Origin of the sequence: Bradyrhizobium sp. WYCCWR 12699, from assembly GCF_032144035.1 — a bacterium.
In the GTDB taxonomy this organism is placed as follows: domain Bacteria; phylum Pseudomonadota; class Alphaproteobacteria; order Rhizobiales; family Xanthobacteraceae; genus Bradyrhizobium.
Map to the genome: position 1 here is coordinate 477,202 of NZ_JAVTJN010000036.1, position 17,958 is coordinate 495,159.

Here is a 17,958-nt window from a genome sequence, read left to right on the forward strand (position 1 = left end):
GGGCGACGTCCAGAAATGGATCGACGAGCTTCGTGCCGGCAAGGTCGTCGGCCGCATCGTGCTGAAGAACTGACCGATTGCTTGCTGCGGGCCTGGCGCAAGTCGGGCCCGCCGCACGGAACGCCTTCGACCCCGCCGCGTTGGCAGCGCATGTCCATTCGTTGCACGGTCGAAAGCGCATTCTTCATCGCCTGGAGCTGCCTGGAGCAGAGCGGCGAGCTCGGCCCTCCCGACGAGAGCGCGAACGTCATTCTCGACGCCATCGAAGCCCAGCTCAGGACCGGCGAACGCCGGCAGCTGATGCTCGCCAACCGGGCGATCGACGCCTATCGCGCGCATGCGGCCCAACGCCGATCCTCATGGGATCGCGAAGCGCGCTTCGGCTGACAGATCCTTGCCGCCCTTGGGCCGCCGGCCCGGCGGCATTCAGGCGGTTTGCGGCCGGCGGTCCGTCGGGCAAGGCGCACGGGGTACGGCGCCTGGCGCTTTTACGGTACGCCAATCCGCGGGCCCACTATGTTCACTCCTGAACAGACCTCGCGGCAATCGACGCTGAGGGCGCCGCCTGCAATCCCGCCGCGCTAGCTTTCCGGAATTCCGGAAAGCCGTCGCCTCAACTTTTCAGCTCTCGGCGAGGTCTTGTGTGCACTTTGGAACCGTTGGTTCCGCCACGGAAACGTAGGGTTCTGGGCGGCGCCGATTCCCGGCCAGACAAGAGAAGAAACTGTGACCGGTCGGCCCCAGAACGATCTGCTCCGTCAGCTTGCCCCACGAGATTTCGAGCTTCTCGCACCCTATCTCCAGCCGGTCGAAGTCGAGGCGAGCCACATCCTGCATCACGCCGGCGACGCCGTGACGGCGGTTCATTTCCCCTGCGGCCCCACGCTTGTCTCGTTCGCCGTTCCGGTCGAGGATGATCGCGAGGTCGAGAGCCTGTTGATCGGTCGCGAGGGTGCGGTGGGTATTGCCGCCGGCCGCAATCCGTCACTCGCCTATTCCCGCGTCGTCGTGAAACTGGGCGGCACGCTCGTCCGGCTGCCGCTGCGCGCGCTCGAGCAGGCGCAGCAGAGATCCGCGGCGCTGCAGGAGGTGTTTTCGCGCTATGCCGACTGCCAGTTCGCGCAGTTGCTGCAAACCGCGGCCTGCAACGCTGCGCATTCGATCGAGCAGCGCGCCGCCAAGTGGATCATCTCCGCGCAGGAACGTATCGGCCAGGCCGAGATTCCCCTCACCCACGAGCAACTCGCCGGCATGCTGGGCGTCTCCCGCTCCTATGCCAGCCGCGTCATCCAGATGTTCAAGGCGAGGCGCATCCTCGCCACCCGCCGCGGCGCCATCCTGATCCTCGACGCGGCGGCGCTCGACGCCAGAGCCTGCCGCTGCAACGACTGGGTCAAGAAGCATTTTGACGAAGTGCTGGGCGCGGCACCCGCCGATGGCTAGCGCGCCGGCGGTCTCACGTTAGCGGCGCCGACTGCCGTTTCTGGTGCAGATAGACCGGGCTGAAATCGCCGAGCCGCTGCAAGTCGCGCCATTTCAGCACGATCAGCTCGCCCTCGCGCAGGTCCATGGCGCCGCTGCGCCGAAGCTCACCGAGCGTCCGGTTCACGGTCGCGATCGCCATGCCCAGCGTCTCGCCGAGTTGCGCCAGGCTGATCGGCAAGGGGCAGCGATTGCCGCGAACGAGCTGTGCGGCGCGGGCGCGGTAAAACAGCTCGCAGAACAGATGCGCCATGCGCGCCTGCATGGGCCGAGCGCTGTTGTTGGTGATCGCCTCGCGAAAGATCGCGGCATCGAGCAGCGTCTCGCGCCAGACGGCCAAGCCAAAGTTCGGCCGCTGCCGGAACGCGGTGAACAATTCGCGATGCGGGATGAAGGCGACCGAGGCCGGCCCCAGCGCGCTCAATCCGTGGTCCATCTGGTCGATGAACAGGCCCTGCGCGTCCGGCAGGTCGCCCGTGAGGTGGAACGCGAGATATTGTCGCCCGCCGCCGGCGAGCAGATGGTAGCGCGCGACCATGCCCGAGACGACCAGTACCGAATGTTCGGGCTCGTCGCCCTGACGGATGAAGTCCTCGTTCGGCTCCAAATCGCGCAGCGTGAAGGTGAGCGCGCGAATCTGGGCGAGATCTTCCCCCGCGAGCGCGGTGTGCTCGCACAGGTTCCGGATCAACACGTCGTGGGCTTTTTCCATGGTCCGCCAAAAATCACGCCGGTTCTATCAAATGATACATCCGGCTTGGGTTCAGCGGACTAGAACGCGTCTCGGAAGCACAGGTTGCTAATCGATCTGCGACCGATCCGCGTCGCGTTCAACTATCACCCTCGACTGCGAACTTAGCCGTCCTTTCATGAGCCCTACGACAATTCTTCAGCGCATCCGCAACCTGTTCACGTCGGATACCAGCGAGCACTTCGACTGCATCAAAGATGCTTTCTTCAAGGGCACGTTGAGGGAGCCGGTGGGACCGATGTCGGATCAGGAGCTCGCTCGCGCCATCCGCGAGTTCCGCTCGGCGCCGGTCTCCGACTGGAGTCTTGCAAAACTCTCGCGGCGCTTCGCCGAAGCGTCGGTCCCGCGCGACGCCTGAGCAGCACGCAAGGCTCATGCCTCACCCAACGCTCATCACACGTCTGCAGGCCATCGAAGTCCTGTCAGAGGACGAACGCCGACAGATCGCCGCCCTGCCCTCCACGCTGCGGCAAGTCGCCGACGGCGAGATCGTGCTACGCCAGGGCGAGGCCGTCTCGCGCTGCGTCTTCGTCGTCAGCGGCTTCCTGTATCAGGCCCGCATCGTCGGCGACCGCAGCCAGATCCTCGCGTTCCACGTTCCCGGCGACATGCCATGCCTGCACACCCTGCTGGTCTCGCCAATGGATGCGGACCTCGTCGGCCTCGGACCGACCATCGTCGGCGCAGTCGCGCACAGCCAGCTCAGGCAGCTTCTCGACGGCTCGAGCCATTTGACGCGCGCGTTCTGGCGCGAGACGCTGATCGATGCGGCGATCTCGCGGCAATGGATCGCGCGCCTCGGCGCGCAGGCGGCCTTGCCCAAGGTCGCGCACCTCATCTGCGAGCTCGCCGCACGGCTGGAGGTCGTCGGCCTCGTCACGGACGGCTGCTTCCAGATGCCGATGACGCAGCGGCACGTCGCAGATGCCTGCGGACTCTCGATCGTCCACGTCAATCGCACCATCCAGGAGCTGAGACATCGTGGATTGATCGCCTGGGAAGGCAGCGAGATCGAGCTGCTGCATCCCGAGGAGCTGCGCAAGCTCGCCGATTTCACGCCGGACTATCTGACCTGAGCACGGCGGACGAATGCGAGGTCCGGCGCACCATCCTCTGGATCGGCGATTGGCGACGGCGCGGCGCGCGGGATCGGCTATTTCTTCTTGTCGTCTGTCCTGCGTTGTCCGGACACGCCTTTCGTTTCGGGCTGGTTTGCCCGATTGGCATTCATGCCCGTGGTGTCCATCGTCCCTTTCTCCGTGGCACCGTTGGTATTTTCCGGCCTGTCCATGCCGGTCTGCGGAGCCGGACCCTTATTCTGGGCCATGACCGGGCCAGGCATGCCTGCAAATGACGTGGCTGCAAATGACATGGCTGCGAATGCGACCGCGGCAATGACCGCTTTCATGGGCATCTCCATGTAAGGTTGCCGCATCGGGATGGTGCTCCACCAGCTTCCTGGTGAAATTCTCGACCTGATCCTTGATCGGCATGACGTCTCCTCAGCCACAATTCAACGGCGGCGGAGATCATAAGTTTCCCAAGTTGAAGCATCTTGGCGGCGTTCTGCGTCCCATGGCAAAACCGCAAGATCGGTCGAGCAATTGACGTCCGCGTGCGCTTTAGCTGGTGCTGCCACGGAGAACGGAACGATGACGGCGGCGCTTCAGAACTACCATGCCCGGATGCAGCGGGTGCTGGATCACATTGACCGGCATCTCGACGAGGATCTGGACCTGGATGCGCTGAGCAGCGTCGCAGCCTATTCGAAATATCATTTCCACCGGCAGTTCACGGCGACCTTCGGGCTCTCCGTGCATCGCTATATCCAGCTCGCCCGCATGAAGCGCGCTTCATACCGGCTGGCCTATAGCGAGGCCGAAAGCGTCACTGATATCGCGATGGATGCCGGCTACGACGCACCTGACGCCTTCGCCCGCGCCTTTCGGCAACGGTTCGGTCAATCGCCGTCGTCGTTCCGGAAGTCTCCCGACTGGGAGCCGTGGCTTGCGGCCTTCGGGCCTCTCGACAACGCGAGGAGCAAGTTCATGCAGAAGACCTTCACCAGCGACGACGTGACGATCCGCGACGTGCCGACGATTGCGGTGGCGATCATGGAGCATCGGGGCGACCCGGCGACGCTTCCCGCCACCATCCAGCGTTTCATCGCCTGGCGCAAAGCCGCCGGCCTGCACCCGCGCAACAGTCCGACCTTCAACGTCTGGCGATCCGAGCGGCGGCCGGCCTCACCTGGGGACTACAGCGTGGACCTCTGTGTCGGAACCGACCGTCCGATCGAGACGAGCGGCGAAGCAATCAAGGCCGGCGAGATCCCCGGCGGACGCTGCGCGGTGCTGCGCATCGTCGGCCACACCGACAATCTGGAGCCGGCCGCGCTCTACCTCTATCGCGACTGGCTGCCGGCCAGCGGCGAGGAAGCCCGCGACTTCCCGATCTACTGCCAGCGGCTGAGCTTCGCCCCCGACGTCGGCGAGCACGAGGCGACCGCGGATTTATTCCTGCCGCTGAAATGAACGTCTATCCCCGCGTCCACCGTCATTCCGGGATGCGTGCGCAGGCACGCGAGCCCGGGGTCCCGGCTCTGCGCAGCCGGCTCTGCGCAGCCGCGCAAGAGCGCCGCAGCGCGTCCGGGAGACGCGCGCGAGTTACCCCGGCTCCCTTCCGCTTTTCGCCGGCACGCCTTGCTGCTAGACTGCCCCATTATTTTGGGGAATTTTGATGCGCGCGGGGATTTTCAATCGCGTTGTGGGGCTGGCGGCGCTGGCCTTGCTCGTCGTCACCGCAGAGCCGGCGTCGGCGGAGAAGCGCGTCGCGCTGGTGGTCGGCAACTCCGCCTACAAGAACATCACGCCGCTCGACAATCCATCCAAGGATGCGGGCCTGATGGCGGAGACGCTGGGTGCGCTCGGCTTCACCCTGATCGGCGGACGCGCCCAGCTCGATCTCGACAAGGGCGCGATGGACGTCGCGGTGCAGAGTTTCGGCCGGCAGGTCCAGGGCGCCGACGTCGCGCTGTTCTATTATGCCGGCCACGGCGTGCAGGTAGCTGGCTCCAACTACCTCGTGCCTGTGAGCGCCAATCCGACGCGCGAGGCGGATGTCGACTTCCAGATGACCGACGTCAACCTCGTGCTGCGCCAGATGCAGGGCTCCGGCACGCGGCTCAACCTCGTCATCCTCGATGCCTGCCGCAACAACCCGTTCGGCTCACGTGGCTTGCGATCATCGGATGGCGGCCTCGCGCAGATGCGTGCGCCCGAGGGCACGCTGATCTCCTATGCGACCCAGCCCGGCAACGTCGCCCAGGACGGCGCCGATGGCCACAGCCCTTACACCAAGGCGCTTGCGACCACGATCCGGGTCGCTGGCCTCGACGTGTTCCAGACCTTCAACCAGGTCGGCCTTGCGGTGAAGCGCGCCACCGCGGGCGCGCAGCAGCCCTGGGTGTCGTCCTCACCGATCGACGGCACGTTCTATTTCGTCGCTCCGACGCAGACCGCCCCGCCGCAGATCGCGGCGATGCAGCCGGATCCCCTGCCCGCGGAGCGTCTGCGCGCCGATCCCGACCGCGTCCCCTTGCGCGATGCCGCGCTGCTCAGCGAGCTCAGCGAGCGGCTCTACGAGCTCAATTTCGATCCTGACACGCCCGACGGCCTGACCCGCGCCATCACGAAATTGCAGCAGCGGATCTCGATGGCGCCGAATGGGGAGCCGACCGAAGGCCTGCTGCTGCGCATGCGCAAGATGGAGGATCTCAAGCCCTGGGGCTCGATCGTCTACGGGCCCGACAGCAGCAAATGGGGGATCTCCTGGAACCACGCCTCGCGGCGAGCCGCGGTGGCGGATGCGCGCGGCAATTGCGCCGGCGCCAAATGCCCGATCGAGCTTTCCTTCTACGGCCGAAGCTGCGGCGCCTTCGCGATCTCCGACAAATCCTGGTCGCTGGTCCAGCGCGAGGGCGTCCAACGCGCGAAGGACGCCGCGCTTGACGAATGCGGCAAGGCTGGCAAAGCTTGCCGCATTATCGGTTCCGTCTGTGCCGACGGCTCCGGCCGCTGATGCCTTTTCATTCTGGATTCTTGCTGGATTCTTGCTCATGCCCATTGCCGTTGTCCGCCCCATCGCCATCGCTTTCCTCCTCACCGTCGCCGTCGCTCCGCCTTGCGCCTTCGCCCAGTCCGGCAGCGCCGGCGGCGCGATCGGCAATGACGAGAAGTCGCTGTCCGGCTCGCGCCAGGATCGTTCCTCGGACCGCTCGGCCGAGCCCACGCCGTCGGCGCGCCGGAGCAGGCCGGCTGAAGAGCCGCGCTCGTCGTCGCGGCGCAGCGGCGGCGGAGGTAGCGGCGGTGGCTTTGACGGCGCCTGGGTGGTCACCAGCGTCGGCTGCGGCGGCACCACGTCCGGCGCGGTCGTGGTCTCCTCGGGCAAGGTCATCGGCCAGGGCGTCACCGGCACCGTCAGCCCGAGCGGCGCGGTGAGCACGGTGGGTCAAGGCGACGGCGTGACCTTCACCGGATCGGGACGCCTCGGCGCGCGCAGCGGTTCCGGCACATGGCGCCGCTCCGACGGCTGCGGCGGAACCTGGAGTTCGGCGAAACAGTAGCCGCAACACGCCCGATTTCGCCGCGGAACAACCGCCCCGCAGGCCCAATTCAAGCCACATCCTCTCCGGATTTGCGGCTCATTGCCACCCAAGTCTTTGATGACAAAGGGCTGGTAAAGAGTTGCGTCATGCGTAACCGGGAGACCAGGATGGGCAACCGCACCGCAAAATTCGTATCCGCGCTGGTCGGCAGCGTCATTGCCGGCTTGCCACTGGCCGCAATGTCGCAGAACGCGCCGAACCCACCGAGCACGGCCAACGCGGCCGCCGACTGTCTCGCCTCGCCGAAGGGCGCCGCGCCGCAGGGACAGCACTGGTACTATCGTCTCGACCGCGCGACCAAGCGGCAATGCTGGTATTTGCGCGCCGCGGGCGGCAAGGACAACGCGAAGGCTGCGCAGACCGCCGAGGCCGCAGCCGACGCGCCACCGGATTCATCCGCACCGCCGCTGCAGACCGTGCAGGACGCGCGTGCCGAATATGTGGGGCCGCGTGCGGCCCCCAAGGCGCCGAACGCGTCTGCGCCGGCCACACCGACCTCCCCGCCACCGACACAACAACCGGTGAACCAGGCTGCTGATGGCAGCGCCCAGCAAGCTCCCGTCGCCACACCGTGGCCCGATGTCCCGGCAGCCTCCACCACGCCAGAGCCCCAGCCGGCAAATGCCATGGGGGGAGCTGCTGCGCAGTCGAAAGCAAAACCGTCAAAATCCCCTGCTCCGCTCCCGCCCGCTGCAACAGACAGCACGACCGACAAGCCCAGCGGCTCGGTCCAGATGCTGTTGCTCGTGATCGGTGGCGCGCTGGCACTGGCGGGAATCCTCGCCAGCTTGATCTACCGCTTCGCCGGCGGACGCGTCCGCGTCCAGGCCGCCGACCGTCGCGGGCATTGGGACGATTGGACACCGCAAGATCATGACGGAAGCCGCGCGCCCTGGGTCGGTGCGACGCCGGCCGTCACGCCGCGCACGCAGCCGCGCCCGGTCGATTTCGACGAAGCACGGCCGCCGCAGACCGCGCAACTCGCCGCCTTCACCAAGGAGATCGGCAGGATCGCGGCCCAATCCGCTTCCCTTCGCAACGAGGCCGCAGCGCTCGACAAGGCCGACATCTTCAACGGCGCGTTCGAGATCGAGGCGGCGCCGCCGCGGCTCGCGGCCAAGGAGACCAACGACACAAAGCCCGTGGCCCGCGACGCGGTCGATCACGATGAAGATGTGCAGGCCGAGGAGGCCGTCGACGTCGACGTGATCACCGCGATGCTGGAACGGCTGGCGAAGCAAGGGCCGCGGCTGCCGCAGCCTAACCCTGAAGCTGACCTTGCAAAGCTCGCACGAAACCAACGAGGCCAATCCGCCGCTCGCGCTTGAGGCGTTCGGCCTTCAGGATCGACTGCACCTCGGCGAAGGCCTCATCAACATTGTGGTTGATGACGATGTAGTCGTACTCGGCCCAGTGGCTCATCTCGTGGCTGGCGCGGCTCATGCGCTTGCGGATCACCTCGTCGGAATCCTGCGCGCGCGAATGCAGCCGCTTCTCGAGGTCGGCCGCCGAGGGCGGCAGGATGAAAACCCGAACGACGTCGATGCTTGCTTTCTGGTGCAGTTGCTGCGTGCCCTGCCAGTCGATGTCGAACAGCACGTCCTGCCCGGCCGATAGTGCCGCTTCGACGGGCGCACGGGGCGTCCCGTAAAGATTGTCGAAGACGGTGGCCCATTCGAGCAGCTCGTCCTGTTCCACCATCGTCTCGAACTTGGGCTTGCTGACGAAGAAATAGTCCCGCCCCTCGACCTCGCCCGGCCGCATCTGCCGCGTCGTCGCCGATACCGACATCTTCAAGCCCGGCTCGCGCTCGAGCAACATCCGCGACAGCGTGGTCTTGCCCGCGCCCGAGGGCGAGGACAGCACGAACATCAAGCCGCGCCGTTCGACACCGTCAGTTCCGTGACCGCCTGATGTCATCGATCACTCCAGATTCTGGACCTGCTCGCGGAACTGCTCGACCACGTTCTTCATGGCGAGCCCCGTATTGGTCAGCTCGATGTCGTTCGACTTCGAGCAGCAGGTGTTGACCTCGCGGTGAAACTCCTGCGCCAGGAAGTCGAGCTTGCGGCCGACCGGGCCGCCCTTGCCGATCAATTCACGCGCCTGCGCGATGTGGGATGCGATGCGGTCGAGCTCCTCGCGGATGTCGGCCTTGGTGGCGATCAGGATCGCCTCCTGCATCAGACGGTCGGAGTCGAAGCGGTCGGAGGTGTCGAGCAGCGTCGCGATCTGCTCGGCAAGCCGTGCCTTGATCGCCTCCGGCTTCCGCCCCGGCGCGCCTTCCGCCTTCTTCGCCAGTTGCTCGATCTCGTCGACCCGCTGGGTCAGGATCTGCCCCAGCGAGGTGCCTTCGCGCTTGCGCATCGCGACGAGCTCATCGAGCGCCTTGTCGAAGGCCTCGGCGGCAGCAGCGCGCGCGGCCTTGTCCTCTTCCTCGTCGCCCTCGGGCTCGGCGACCTCGACGACACCCTTGATCGCAAGCAGGCCGTCGATGCTCGGGGCCACCGCGTCGACCTTGCCGGCGATCACAGCCGCCGCCTTCAGGACGGCGTTGAGCACGTCCTCGTTGACGCGCACGGAAGCTGCGGCGTTGGCGCGCTTGACGGTGAGATTGGCGTAGACAGTGCCGCGCGACAAAAGCTCGCCGGCGCGTTTCTTGGCGTGCGCCTCGAGCTCGTCGAAGCCCTGCGGCAGCCGCACCCTGAGATCAAAGCCCTTGGCGTTGACCGACTTCAATTCCCATTCGAACGTGTACGGCCCGCTTGCGCCGTGGCTTCGAGCAAAGCCGGTCATGGACGACAGCGCCATCAGGTCAATTTCTCCAAAAACGCGGGATTCGCGGGGGCATCAAGCCACGCGAATCTTAAGACTATTTTGCAGGAAAGTGGAATCCGCAAAGTCCGCAGGCAGATCTGCAACGCGCCTAGCGCTGGACCACCGGCGGCGAGGATTGCACCGCGCCCTGCCGCGCCGGCGGCGGAGCTGCGGGGCGTGCCGCGGGCGGCTTTTTCTGCTGATTGGGCCGCGCCGGCGTGGTCGCCGTCGGCGTATCGACGGTCCCGGGCGCGGCTGCAGCGGGCGGCGCCGCGTCCTCGGCCGGCTCGACCGTGTCGTTCTGGATCTGCTTTTCCATCGCGCGCAGCTTGGCGACGTTCTTCTGGTGCGCGTCGTAGGTCTCGGTGAAGGCGTGCCCGCCGGTGCCGTCGGCGACGAAATAGAGGTCGCGGGTGCGGGCCGGATTGGCGGCGGCCTCCAGCGAGGCGCGGCCGGGGTTAGAGATCGGGCCCGGCGGCAGGCCCTCGATGACATAGGTGTTGTAGGGCGAAGGCTGCGTGATCTCGCTGCGCTTGATCGGGCGGCCCAGCGTGCCCTTGCCGCCGACGAGGCCATAGATGATGGTCGGATCGGACTGCAGCTTGATGCGCTGCTTCAGGCGATTGACGAACACCGCGGCGACGCGGCTGCGCTCGTCGGGCTTGCCGGTCTCTTTCTCCACGATCGAGGCCAGCGTCACCAGCTGCTCCGGCGACTTGACCGGAATGTCCTGATTGCGACGCTCCCAGATCTCGGCGAGCACACGTTTGTGCGCCTGCTGCATGCGCTGGACCACCTGCTCGCGCGGGGTACCGCGCGGGAATTTGTAGGTCTCCGGCAGCAGCGTGCCTTCGCGCGGCAGCTCGCGCACGCTGCCGGTGAAGATGTCGTTGTCGGACAGCCGCGCCACGATCTGCTCGGAGGTCAGGCCTTCCGGAATCGTGACGGCATGCTGCACCACCTTGCCCTCGACGATGGTGGCGATGACGTCGCGGAGCGAAGCGTTCTTCTGGAACGCATATTCACCCGGCTTGAGGTCCGAGCTTGCCTTCAGCGCGGCGACGCTGGCGATGAACACCCAGGGATTGACGTCGGTCACGCCTTCCCGGTTCAGTGTCTCGGCGATGTCGCGCTTGCCCGCGCGCTGCGGGATGTTGACGATCTTGTCGTCCTTCAGCGGCCCGGGCGATTCCAGCACCTGCCGGCCGTAATAATAGACGCCGCCGGCGCCGAGCATGGCGATCAGCAGAAGGGTGATGATGGCGTTGCCGACGACCACGAAGGGATTGCGCGCACGGTCCGATCGCTTCGGCGGCGGTGGGAGCTGTTCAGGCTCGAGCGCTGCCCGCGGACTCCGGGGCGAAATGGGCGGCCTTTCACTCATCGAAACAACCTGAATCCTGCCGGTTCAATAGCGGCTCGGCAATCGCCTGCCGCGCCAAATGCACGCCCACGTCCATGACTATCGCCGAATACGGCAAAACGGTGGATTCGTCTCAAACTCAAGCTAACTGGCCAAACGCCGGACGATCACCGACGCATTGGTACCGCCAAAACCAAACGAGTTCGACAAGGCGACATTGACCTCACGCTTCTTGGCCGTGTGCGGCACGAGGTCGATTGCGGTCTCCACCGACGGATTGTCGAGGTTGATCGTCGGCGGCACGACATTATCGCGAATCGCGAGAATGGCGAAGATCGCTTCGATCGCGCCCGCTGCGCCGAGCAGATGCCCCGTCGACGATTTGGTCGACGACATCGCGACCTTGGAGGCGGCATTGCCGAGCAGGCGCTCGACGGCACCGAGCTCGATCTCGTCGCCGAGCGGTGTCGAGGTGCCGTGCGCGTTGATGTAGTCGAGATCGGATGCCGTCAGGCCGGCGCGCCGGAGCGCGGCCGACATGCTGCGGAAGCCGCCATCGCCATCGGGCGACGGCGACGTAATGTGATAGGCGTCACCCGACAGACCGTAGCCGATCACCTCGGCATAGATCTTCGCGCCGCGGCGCCGGGCGTGATCGAGCTCTTCCAGCACGAGGACGCCGGCGCCCTCGCCCATGACAAAACCGTCGCGGTCCTTGTCGTAGGGACGCGAAGCCTTCTCGGGCGTCTCATTGAAGCCGGTCGAGAGCGCGCGCGCGGCGTTGAAGCCGGCGATACCGATGCGGCTGATCGGCGACTCGGCGCCGCCTGCGACCATCACGTCGGCGTCCCCCAGCGCGATCAGGCGGGCGGCATCGCCGACCGCATGCGCGCCGGTCGAGCAGGCCGTGACCACCGAATGGTTTGGGCCCTTCAGCCCGTGCTTGATCGACACATATCCGGAGGCGAGATTGATCAGGCGGCCCGGAATGAAGAACGGCGATACCTTGCGGGGTCCCCGTTCCTTCAGGAGCAGCGCGGTCTCGGCAATGCCGCTCAGGCCGCCGATGCCGGAACCGATCATGGTGCCGGTCGCGCACTTGTCCTCCTCGGTCTCGGGATGCCAGTTGGCGTCGTCGAGCGCCTGGCCGGCTGCGGCCATGCCGAAGATGATGAAGTCGTCGACCTTGCGCTGGTCCTTCGGCTCCATCCACTTGTCGGGATTGAAGGTGCCGTTGCTGCCGTCGCCGCGCACGACGGTGCAGGCGTATTTTGTCTGAAGATCGGAGACATCGAAGCTCTCGATCGGGCGCGCGCCGCTTTCGCCGTTGAGGATGCGTTTCCAGGTCGGTTCGACGCCGCAGCCGAGCGGCGACACCATGCCGAGACCAGTGACGACAACCCGCCTCATGTCAGAAAACTCCGCATCGAAAGATTCACGGCCAATAACAAGAAACCGGCTGACCGCTGCGAAGCGGCCCGTCCGGTTTCAATGTTGTCCCCGCGAAAATGAAGAGCCTTAGCTCTTCGCGTTCTTCTCGAGAAACTTCGTGGCATCGCCGACGGTGAGAATCGTTTCCGCGGCGTCGTCCGGAATCTCGCAACCGAATTCCTCTTCGAACGCCATCACCAGCTCGACGGTGTCCAGACTGTCGGCGCCGAGGTCGTCGATGAAGCTCGCAGCGTCGACAACCTTCTCGGGTTCAACACCAAGGTGTTCGACCACGATCTTCTTAACCCGCTCGCCAATGTCACTCATTGCATAACCTCGTGTTGTTCCCTGTAGACCCGACCCCCCGGGACGATACGAGCCGTCGTGGTCGTGTTACTTGCCTTCGCTTACGAACTTGATTTGGCCCCATCCTAACCGATACAGGGCCCGGCGAACGACGGCCAAGGCTCCGCATCGCCAATATACAGGGTTTCAAAAACCTGCAATGGCGTTCTTTGCCCATCCGTTGAAGGTCCGGTTATCACACTTCAATTGCCTTGACTACAAGCCTCATTTCGCTCCGGAAACGGCCGTTTGCCGCATCCGCGCCGCCGATCGGGGCAGCGCGGAACGAGGGCTTCAGATCATGGCCATGCCGCCGTTGACGTGGATGGTCTGGCCGGTGACGTAGGCTGCTTCGTTCGAACTCAGGTACACGGCGGCCGCGGCGATGTCCTCGGGCGTTCCCAGACGGGCGGCCGGAACCTTGGTCAGAATCGTTTCGCGCTGCTTGTCGTTGAGCGCGTCGGTCATCGGCGTCTTGATGAAGCCGGGCGCGATGCAGTTCGCGGTCACGCCGCGCTTGGCGTATTCGGCCCCGAGCGTCTTGATCATGCCGATCAGGCCCGCCTTCGAGGCGGTGTAGTTGCCTTGTCCGGGATTGCCGGTGACGCCGACCACCGAGGTGATGGCGATGATGCGGCCGAAGCGCTTGCGCATCATCAGCTTGGTCGCGGCGCGCGCGAGGCGGAAGGTCGAGGTCAGATTGACGTTGATGACCTCCTCCCAATCCTCGTCGCGGAGCTGCACGAAGAGATTGTCGCGCGTGATGCCGGCATTGGCGATGAGGATGTCGACCTGGCCCATCGCGGCTTCCGCAGCCGGCACCAGCGCCTCGACCTCGTCGGCCTTGGAGAGATTGCAGGGCAGCACGTGGGTGCGCTCGCCGAGCTTGCCGGCAAGCTCATCCAGCACTTCCTTGCGCGTCCCTGAGATCGCGACGGTGGCGCCCTGCGCGTGCAGCGCCTGCGCGATCGCGCCGCCGATGCCGCCGGTGGCGCCGGTGACGAGCGCCTTTTTGCCAGTCAGATCGAACATCGATAACTCCTCCAATGCACGATCCGGAAAAGTGTGCAGCGGTTTTCCGGAATGATCGTGCGTAAACTCAAGCCTGCTTCGCGGCGGCCAATGCATCCTTGGCGGCGGCAATGTCGTTGGGTCCGCCCACCGCAACGCCGACGGCACCGTCTGCGATGCGCTTGACGAGACCGGTCAGCACCTTGCCGGCGCCGATCTCGAAGAAGCGGGTGACGCCCTGTCCTGCCATATAGGCAACCGACTCGCGCCAACGCACCGTGCCCGTGACCTGCTCGACCAGGCGGCGGCGGATCTCGTCGGGGTCGGTGATGGCGCTCGCCAGCACGTTCGACACCAGCGGGGCGGCCGGCGCCTTGATCGTGACTTTCGAGAGCGCCTCCGCCATGGCGTCGGCGGCGGGCTGCATCAGCCTGCAATGGAACGGTGCGGACACCGGCAGCAGCATCGCGCGCTTGGCACCCTTGGTCTTGGCGATCTCGACGGCGCGATCAACCGCGGCCTTGTCGCCCGAGACGACCACCTGCCCGCCGCCATTGTCGTTGGCGGCCTGGCAGACCTGCCCCTGGGCCGCCTCATTGGCGACCTCCATGGCGGCCTCGTAGTCGAGACCGAGCAGCGCGGCCATTGCGCCGGCGCCGACCGGGACGGCCTTTTGCATTGCGAGACCGCGGATGCGAAGGAGACGGGCGGTATCGGAAAGCGTCAGGCTGCCGGCCGCAGCCAGTGCCGAATATTCACCGAGCGAATGACCGGCGACGAAGGCCGCGTCTCGCCCCACGGAAAATCCGGCCTCGGCCTCCAGCACGCGCAGGGTGGCGACAGAGACCGCCATCAGCGCCGGCTGGGCGTTTTCCGTAAGCTGGAGGGTTTCGGCCGGGCCATCCCAGATGATGGTCGTCAGCTTATCGGACAGCGCGGCATCGACCTCGTCGAACACGGCGCGCGCCACCGGAAAGGCGTCGGCCAGGGCCTTTCCCATGCCAACGGCCTGGGACCCCTGCCCCGGAAATGTGAATGCTGCCGTCATCGGCGCTCCCTGCTTGTCGGGCACGATCCCTCGTAAGAACCAGCAGCCGATTACGCGCGGCCTTGATATCTGGTTCCCTGGCCATAGCTCCCTCGGCCATGGTTCCGGATCACGCTCCAAAGGGGGCCGTAGACACTGTCCGGGGCCGGACTGTCAAGCCGAGATGGGAACCCGGGCCGGCATTCAACTGGGGATACGCCGCGTCAAAACCCGCCGGCGGTCTGGTTGGCGTCGACCTTCGCCCCCGCCTGGGCACGGCGAGCGCTGTTCACCAGCTGCCCCGGCCGGTCGTCCCCGTCGGGCTTCGCCGTCGCCAGCCGCAGCACGGCGGCATAGCCCGGCTGCACCTCCATGCGGTCCGCATGCCGGCTTGCGCTCAGCAGCCGGTGCACCTTCGGCAGATTGTAGCAGGGCACATAGAACAGCAGATGATGCTCGAGGTGATAGTTCACGTAGTACGGCGCGATGAACAGGCGCTCGAGAAGATTGGCATGCGTGGTGCGGGTGTTGCGCAAGGGATCGCTGCTGTCGGGGACGACGGCGTGCTCGGCGATGTTGCGAATGCGGGTGATGACCATCATCCAGGTCAACAGCGGCACCAGCCAGAGCAGCGGATAGGCCCACCACACGCCGGCCGCCACGCACGCGGCGAACATCACGGCGTTGACGATGCATTGCGGACCGAGCTTGTCCCAGAAATGCGAAAGGCGCTGACGCCACGGCCAATCCTTCGCACCGAGCGCGTTGAGCAGCTGCGCCTTGCGCTGCTGGTAGCCGGTCTGTCCGGTGATGTCGCGAATGAACTTGCGACGATAGCTCAGCTTCGTGATCGGAAACGGCGCCGAGAGAACGAGGTCGGGATCATCCTCCTGCTGGGTGCGCGCATGATGCTGCAGGTGATAGCGCCGGTAGCTGCGCGTCTCCGCGAACAGCGGATAGGCGCAGAACCACTGGCTCAGGGTCAGATTGGTTTTCTCGTCGGCGGACAGGCAGCCATGTGCGCCGTCATGCATCAGGATCGCAAGGCCGAGCTGGCGCGAGCCGATGATGGCGACGGCGAGAACATAGGTGACAGGATTTGGCCACCAGGCGACCAGCGCAACCGCCCCAACGATCAGCGCCCAGGCGTGCGCGATCAGCGCAACGCCCTTCCAGGTCACGCGCTGGCGCACGTCGGCGAGCTGGTCGTCGGTCAGGAAATCGCGGGCACGCATGCGAAGCGCGGTCATGGCCTACCCCTCTTCATTCGAATGTGACGCGTCGTCGACGAGGCGCAGGCGCGCCGTGTCGGTGGATTTCGCCTGCTCACCGAGCACCCGCAGCATCTCGGCGCAGAGCGCCTCGGGCGAACGGCCCATCGCATAGCCTTCGAGAATGACGCCGATGGCGACGGCCCAGAAGCGCCGCGAGCTTTCGTCGGGCGCCCGCAGCGATCGCCAGCCGTGCCGCGCCACCTGGCTCGCATAGGCGCGCGCGCCTTCACCGTGCAGGCGCTCGATCGTGCGCTCGACCAGAGGCGCCAGATCCTGGCGCCGGCGCGTCAATGTCAGGGCTTCGGCGAAGAAGGCGACGGAATCGCTCGCCGTCACGGTCTGCGCCAGCGCATGCGTGTAGTCCCGCGGGGTGCGCGCCTGCAGCGCCGCCTGCTCGGTCTCACGCGCCAGATACAGCAAATCGCGGCAGGCGCATTCGACGAACAGCGCCTCCTTGGTGCGGAAGTAATAGGTGATCTGGCTCGGGAAGGCGTCCGCTGCGGCCGCGATGTCGGTGATCGCGGTGCCCGAGAGCCCCCGCTCCCGGAACAGCGGACTCGCCGCATCCAGCAGCAGCGAGCGCATCTTGCGGCCGGCGGAGCGCGTCGCACGGGCGGCGTGCTTGGGATCACCCGCCGCCTCAACCGCCTCATGGACCGACTTTTCCGCCATGGGATCTCTCCGCCGAGTTATTTGTATGACATACAAACAAATAAATCAAGACCCGTTGGTATTGGAGGACGCGGGAGGGCACCGTCCCTTGGGCGATCCGAGCCGAAATCCAGCCCTCAACCTTGCAAAGCCGGTCAAAATCCGTATAAGGCGCGCATCCGCAGACCCCGGCCGGGAGCTGAACGGACGGTCTCAGCAAATCATTCGTGATTTTGGTGTGGCAGGGCCAGTCGGCCCGTCGTCCCGTGTTTCCGCCTTCTGAGCTTAATCCCAGAGTCCTTTCCGAAGGCCTCTTAAGGGCTTGACGCCGGGCGATGCGCCAACATGAGGAAAGGACCACCATGGCTCTTTATGAGCATGTCTTTCTCGCGCGTCAGGACGCGAGCACGCAGCAGGTCGAAGAGCTGACTGCGCAGATGACCGGTATCGTCGAGGGTCTCGGCGGCAAGGTCACCAAGACCGAGAATTGGGGCGTGCGCTCCCTCACCTATCGCATGAACAAGAACCGCAAGGCGCACTTCGTGCTACTCAACATCGACGCGCCGTCCGCGGCGATCGCCGAGATCGAGCGCCAGGAGCGTATCAGCGAAGACGTGATCCGCTATCTCAGCGTCCGCGTCGAGGAGCTCGAGGAAGGCCCGTCCGCGATGATGCGCAAGGCCGACCGCGACCGCGAGCGTGACGACCGTGGCGGCGGCTTCCGCGATCGTGAAGGCGGCGGTTTCCGTGGCGACCGTGAAGGCGGTTTCCGCGGTGGCGATCGCGACGGTGGTGGCTTCCGCGGTGATCGCGGCCCGCGCCGTCCGCGCGAAGACGCTGAAACCACCACGACGGATGGGGAGTAAGACCAATGGCTGAAGCTGGTGCACGCCGTCCGTTTTTCCGTCGTCGCAAGAGCTGCCCGTTCACGGGCGCCAATGCTCCGAAGATCGACTACAAGGACTCCAAGCTGCTGATGCGTTACGTCTCCGAGCGCGGCAAGATCGTGCCGAGCCGCATCACCGCGGTGTCCGCGAAGAAGCAGCGTGAGCTCGCCCGCGCCATCAAGCGCGCGCGGTTCCTGGGCCTGCTGCCCTACGTCATTCGCTAAGACGAACTCGGCCGGCGGCGACGTCGCCG

At 65.7% G+C, this 17,958-nt stretch carries 21 protein-coding genes; 10 read left to right on the forward strand and 11 right to left on the reverse strand.

The window, feature by feature from the left end:
* Window positions 1-150: 150 nt before the first annotated feature.
* Window positions 151-387 (forward strand): hypothetical protein, encoded by a 237-nt coding sequence (locus RPS27_RS27125; RefSeq protein ID WP_212066108.1) that lies wholly within the window; start codon window positions 151-153, stop codon window positions 385-387.
* A 339-nt stretch (window positions 388-726) separates the two neighbouring features.
* The gene (locus RPS27_RS27130) at window positions 727-1,443 is read left to right on the forward strand and encodes a Crp/Fnr family transcriptional regulator (RefSeq protein ID WP_212066106.1); all 717 of its coding nucleotides are present in this window, start codon (window positions 727-729) and stop codon (window positions 1,441-1,443) included.
* Between the two features lie 13 nt (window positions 1,444-1,456).
* Here RPS27_RS27130 and RPS27_RS27135 read toward each other — a convergent pair whose 3' ends face one another.
* Window positions 1,457-2,194, reverse strand: a complete 738-nt coding sequence (locus tag RPS27_RS27135; RefSeq protein ID WP_212066104.1) for a Crp/Fnr family transcriptional regulator — start codon at window positions 2,192-2,194, stop codon at window positions 1,457-1,459.
* Window positions 2,195-2,351: 157 nt separating this feature from the next.
* Here RPS27_RS27135 and RPS27_RS27140 point away from each other — a divergent pair, with 157 nt between their 5' ends.
* Together RPS27_RS27140 and RPS27_RS27145 are read left to right on the forward strand one after the other, a co-directional pair.
* A complete protein-coding gene (locus RPS27_RS27140; protein WP_211417366.1) occupies window positions 2,352-2,591 on the forward strand; it encodes a hypothetical protein in 240 nt (79 codons plus the stop codon).
* 16 nt (window positions 2,592-2,607) lie between these two features.
* On the forward strand, window positions 2,608-3,309 hold the full coding sequence (locus RPS27_RS27145) for a Crp/Fnr family transcriptional regulator (protein WP_212066102.1): 702 nt from the start codon (window positions 2,608-2,610) through the stop codon (window positions 3,307-3,309).
* Between the two features lie 77 nt (window positions 3,310-3,386).
* Here RPS27_RS27145 and RPS27_RS27150 read toward each other — a convergent pair whose 3' ends face one another.
* Window positions 3,387-3,641 carry a hypothetical protein gene (locus tag RPS27_RS27150; RefSeq protein ID WP_212066100.1) on the reverse strand — a complete coding sequence of 85 codons (255 nt, stop codon included), beginning with the start codon at window positions 3,639-3,641 and terminating at the stop codon, window positions 3,387-3,389.
* A gap of 244 nt (window positions 3,642-3,885) precedes the next feature.
* On the opposite strand from RPS27_RS27150, the gene RPS27_RS27155 reads away from it, so the two are divergent.
* The 4 genes from RPS27_RS27155 (at window position 3,886) to RPS27_RS27170 (ending at window position 8,227) form a co-directional block, all read left to right on the forward strand.
* Window positions 3,886-4,767 (forward strand): GyrI-like domain-containing protein, encoded by an 882-nt coding sequence (locus RPS27_RS27155; RefSeq protein WP_212066098.1) that lies wholly within the window; start codon window positions 3,886-3,888, stop codon window positions 4,765-4,767.
* A 205-nt stretch (window positions 4,768-4,972) separates the two neighbouring features.
* The gene (locus tag RPS27_RS27160; RefSeq protein WP_212066096.1) at window positions 4,973-6,313 is read left to right on the forward strand and encodes a caspase family protein; all 1,341 of its coding nucleotides are present in this window, start codon (window positions 4,973-4,975) and stop codon (window positions 6,311-6,313) included.
* Between the two features lie 37 nt (window positions 6,314-6,350).
* Window positions 6,351-6,857, forward strand: coding sequence for a hypothetical protein (locus RPS27_RS27165; RefSeq protein ID WP_212066095.1), 507 nt, complete (start codon window positions 6,351-6,353; stop codon window positions 6,855-6,857).
* A 128-nt stretch (window positions 6,858-6,985) separates the two neighbouring features.
* Window positions 6,986-8,227 carry a hypothetical protein gene (locus tag RPS27_RS27170; RefSeq protein ID WP_313754718.1) on the forward strand — a complete coding sequence of 414 codons (1,242 nt, stop codon included), beginning with the start codon at window positions 6,986-6,988 and terminating at the stop codon, window positions 8,225-8,227.
* Here RPS27_RS27170 and gmk read toward each other — a convergent pair.
* The 9 genes from gmk to RPS27_RS27215 all read right to left on the reverse strand — a co-directional run bounded on the left by gmk (window position 8,160) and on the right by RPS27_RS27215 (window position 16,839).
* Window positions 8,160-8,819: a guanylate kinase gene (gene gmk / locus RPS27_RS27175; RefSeq protein WP_211417371.1), complete on the reverse strand. Its 660-nt coding sequence runs from the start codon at window positions 8,817-8,819 to the stop codon at window positions 8,160-8,162. The genes RPS27_RS27170 and gmk overlap by 68 nt on opposite strands.
* A gap of 3 nt (window positions 8,820-8,822) precedes the next feature.
* Complete coding sequence (locus RPS27_RS27180; RefSeq protein WP_212066091.1) at window positions 8,823-9,710, reverse strand: YicC/YloC family endoribonuclease; 888 nt, start codon at window positions 9,708-9,710, stop codon at window positions 8,823-8,825.
* 115 nt (window positions 9,711-9,825) lie between these two features.
* The gene (gene mltG / locus RPS27_RS27185; protein WP_194402466.1) at window positions 9,826-11,100 is read right to left on the reverse strand and encodes an endolytic transglycosylase MltG; all 1,275 of its coding nucleotides are present in this window, start codon (window positions 11,098-11,100) and stop codon (window positions 9,826-9,828) included.
* Window positions 11,101-11,223: 123 nt separating this feature from the next.
* Complete coding sequence (gene fabF, locus RPS27_RS27190) at window positions 11,224-12,489, reverse strand: beta-ketoacyl-ACP synthase II (RefSeq protein ID WP_212066089.1); 1,266 nt, start codon at window positions 12,487-12,489, stop codon at window positions 11,224-11,226.
* Window positions 12,490-12,597: 108 nt separating this feature from the next.
* A complete protein-coding gene (locus RPS27_RS27195) occupies window positions 12,598-12,837 on the reverse strand; it encodes an acyl carrier protein (RefSeq protein ID WP_008130699.1) in 240 nt (79 codons plus the stop codon).
* Window positions 12,838-13,149: 312 nt separating this feature from the next.
* Window positions 13,150-13,887, reverse strand: a complete 738-nt coding sequence (gene fabG, locus RPS27_RS27200) for a 3-oxoacyl-[acyl-carrier-protein] reductase (RefSeq protein WP_211417375.1) — start codon at window positions 13,885-13,887, stop codon at window positions 13,150-13,152.
* 67 nt (window positions 13,888-13,954) lie between these two features.
* Window positions 13,955-14,914: an ACP S-malonyltransferase gene (fabD, locus tag RPS27_RS27205; RefSeq protein ID WP_211417376.1), complete on the reverse strand. Its 960-nt coding sequence runs from the start codon at window positions 14,912-14,914 to the stop codon at window positions 13,955-13,957.
* Window positions 14,915-15,117: 203 nt separating this feature from the next.
* Window positions 15,118-16,143: a fatty acid desaturase family protein gene (locus RPS27_RS27210; RefSeq protein WP_211417377.1), complete on the reverse strand. Its 1,026-nt coding sequence runs from the start codon at window positions 16,141-16,143 to the stop codon at window positions 15,118-15,120.
* Window positions 16,144-16,146: 3 nt separating this feature from the next.
* The gene (locus RPS27_RS27215; RefSeq protein ID WP_212066087.1) at window positions 16,147-16,839 is read right to left on the reverse strand and encodes a TetR/AcrR family transcriptional regulator C-terminal domain-containing protein; all 693 of its coding nucleotides are present in this window, start codon (window positions 16,837-16,839) and stop codon (window positions 16,147-16,149) included.
* 341 nt (window positions 16,840-17,180) lie between these two features.
* On the opposite strand from RPS27_RS27215, the gene rpsF reads away from it, so the two are divergent.
* Together rpsF and rpsR are read left to right on the forward strand one after the other, a co-directional pair.
* Window positions 17,181-17,684, forward strand: coding sequence for a 30S ribosomal protein S6 (gene rpsF / locus RPS27_RS27220; protein WP_008133548.1), 504 nt, complete (start codon window positions 17,181-17,183; stop codon window positions 17,682-17,684).
* Between the two features lie 5 nt (window positions 17,685-17,689).
* Entirely contained in the window at window positions 17,690-17,929 is a 240-nt protein-coding gene (gene rpsR / locus RPS27_RS27225) for a 30S ribosomal protein S18 (RefSeq protein ID WP_007592020.1), read from the forward strand.
* Window positions 17,930-17,958 lie beyond the last annotated feature (29 nt).

Excerpts from the sequence above, each read along its gene's own strand:
- RPS27_RS27170 (WP_313754718.1), top strand. The coding sequence starts at position 6,986 with ATGCGTAACCGGGAGACCAGGATGGGCAACCGCACCGCAAAATTCGTA.
- RPS27_RS27210 (WP_211417377.1), bottom strand. The coding sequence starts at position 16,143 with ATGACCGCGCTTCGCATGCGTGCCCGCGATTTCCTGACCGACGACCAG.
- RPS27_RS27160 (WP_212066096.1), top strand. The coding sequence starts at position 4,973 with ATGCGCGCGGGGATTTTCAATCGCGTTGTGGGGCTGGCGGCGCTGGCC.
- RPS27_RS27195 (WP_008130699.1), bottom strand. The coding sequence starts at position 12,837 with ATGAGTGACATTGGCGAGCGGGTTAAGAAGATCGTGGTCGAACACCTT.
- RPS27_RS27150 (WP_212066100.1), bottom strand. The coding sequence starts at position 3,641 with ATGAAAGCGGTCATTGCCGCGGTCGCATTCGCAGCCATGTCATTTGCA.
- rpsF (WP_008133548.1), top strand. The coding sequence starts at position 17,181 with ATGGCTCTTTATGAGCATGTCTTTCTCGCGCGTCAGGACGCGAGCACG.
- RPS27_RS27135 (WP_212066104.1), bottom strand. The coding sequence starts at position 2,194 with ATGGAAAAAGCCCACGACGTGTTGATCCGGAACCTGTGCGAGCACACC.
- rpsR (WP_007592020.1), top strand. The coding sequence starts at position 17,690 with ATGGCTGAAGCTGGTGCACGCCGTCCGTTTTTCCGTCGTCGCAAGAGC.
- fabD (WP_211417376.1), bottom strand. The coding sequence starts at position 14,914 with ATGACGGCAGCATTCACATTTCCGGGGCAGGGGTCCCAGGCCGTTGGC.
- RPS27_RS27155 (WP_212066098.1), top strand. The coding sequence starts at position 3,886 with ATGACGGCGGCGCTTCAGAACTACCATGCCCGGATGCAGCGGGTGCTG.
- RPS27_RS27140 (WP_211417366.1), top strand. The coding sequence starts at position 2,352 with ATGAGCCCTACGACAATTCTTCAGCGCATCCGCAACCTGTTCACGTCG.
- RPS27_RS27180 (WP_212066091.1), bottom strand. The coding sequence starts at position 9,710 with ATGGCGCTGTCGTCCATGACCGGCTTTGCTCGAAGCCACGGCGCAAGC.
- mltG (WP_194402466.1), bottom strand. The coding sequence starts at position 11,100 with ATGAGTGAAAGGCCGCCCATTTCGCCCCGGAGTCCGCGGGCAGCGCTC.
- RPS27_RS27215 (WP_212066087.1), bottom strand. The coding sequence starts at position 16,839 with ATGGCGGAAAAGTCGGTCCATGAGGCGGTTGAGGCGGCGGGTGATCCC.
- gmk (WP_211417371.1), bottom strand. The coding sequence starts at position 8,819 with ATGACATCAGGCGGTCACGGAACTGACGGTGTCGAACGGCGCGGCTTG.
- RPS27_RS27125 (WP_212066108.1), top strand. The coding sequence starts at position 151 with ATGTCCATTCGTTGCACGGTCGAAAGCGCATTCTTCATCGCCTGGAGC.
- fabF (WP_212066089.1), bottom strand. The coding sequence starts at position 12,489 with ATGAGGCGGGTTGTCGTCACTGGTCTCGGCATGGTGTCGCCGCTCGGC.
- RPS27_RS27165 (WP_212066095.1), top strand. The coding sequence starts at position 6,351 with ATGCCCATTGCCGTTGTCCGCCCCATCGCCATCGCTTTCCTCCTCACC.
- RPS27_RS27145 (WP_212066102.1), top strand. The coding sequence starts at position 2,608 with ATGCCTCACCCAACGCTCATCACACGTCTGCAGGCCATCGAAGTCCTG.
- fabG (WP_211417375.1), bottom strand. The coding sequence starts at position 13,887 with ATGTTCGATCTGACTGGCAAAAAGGCGCTCGTCACCGGCGCCACCGGC.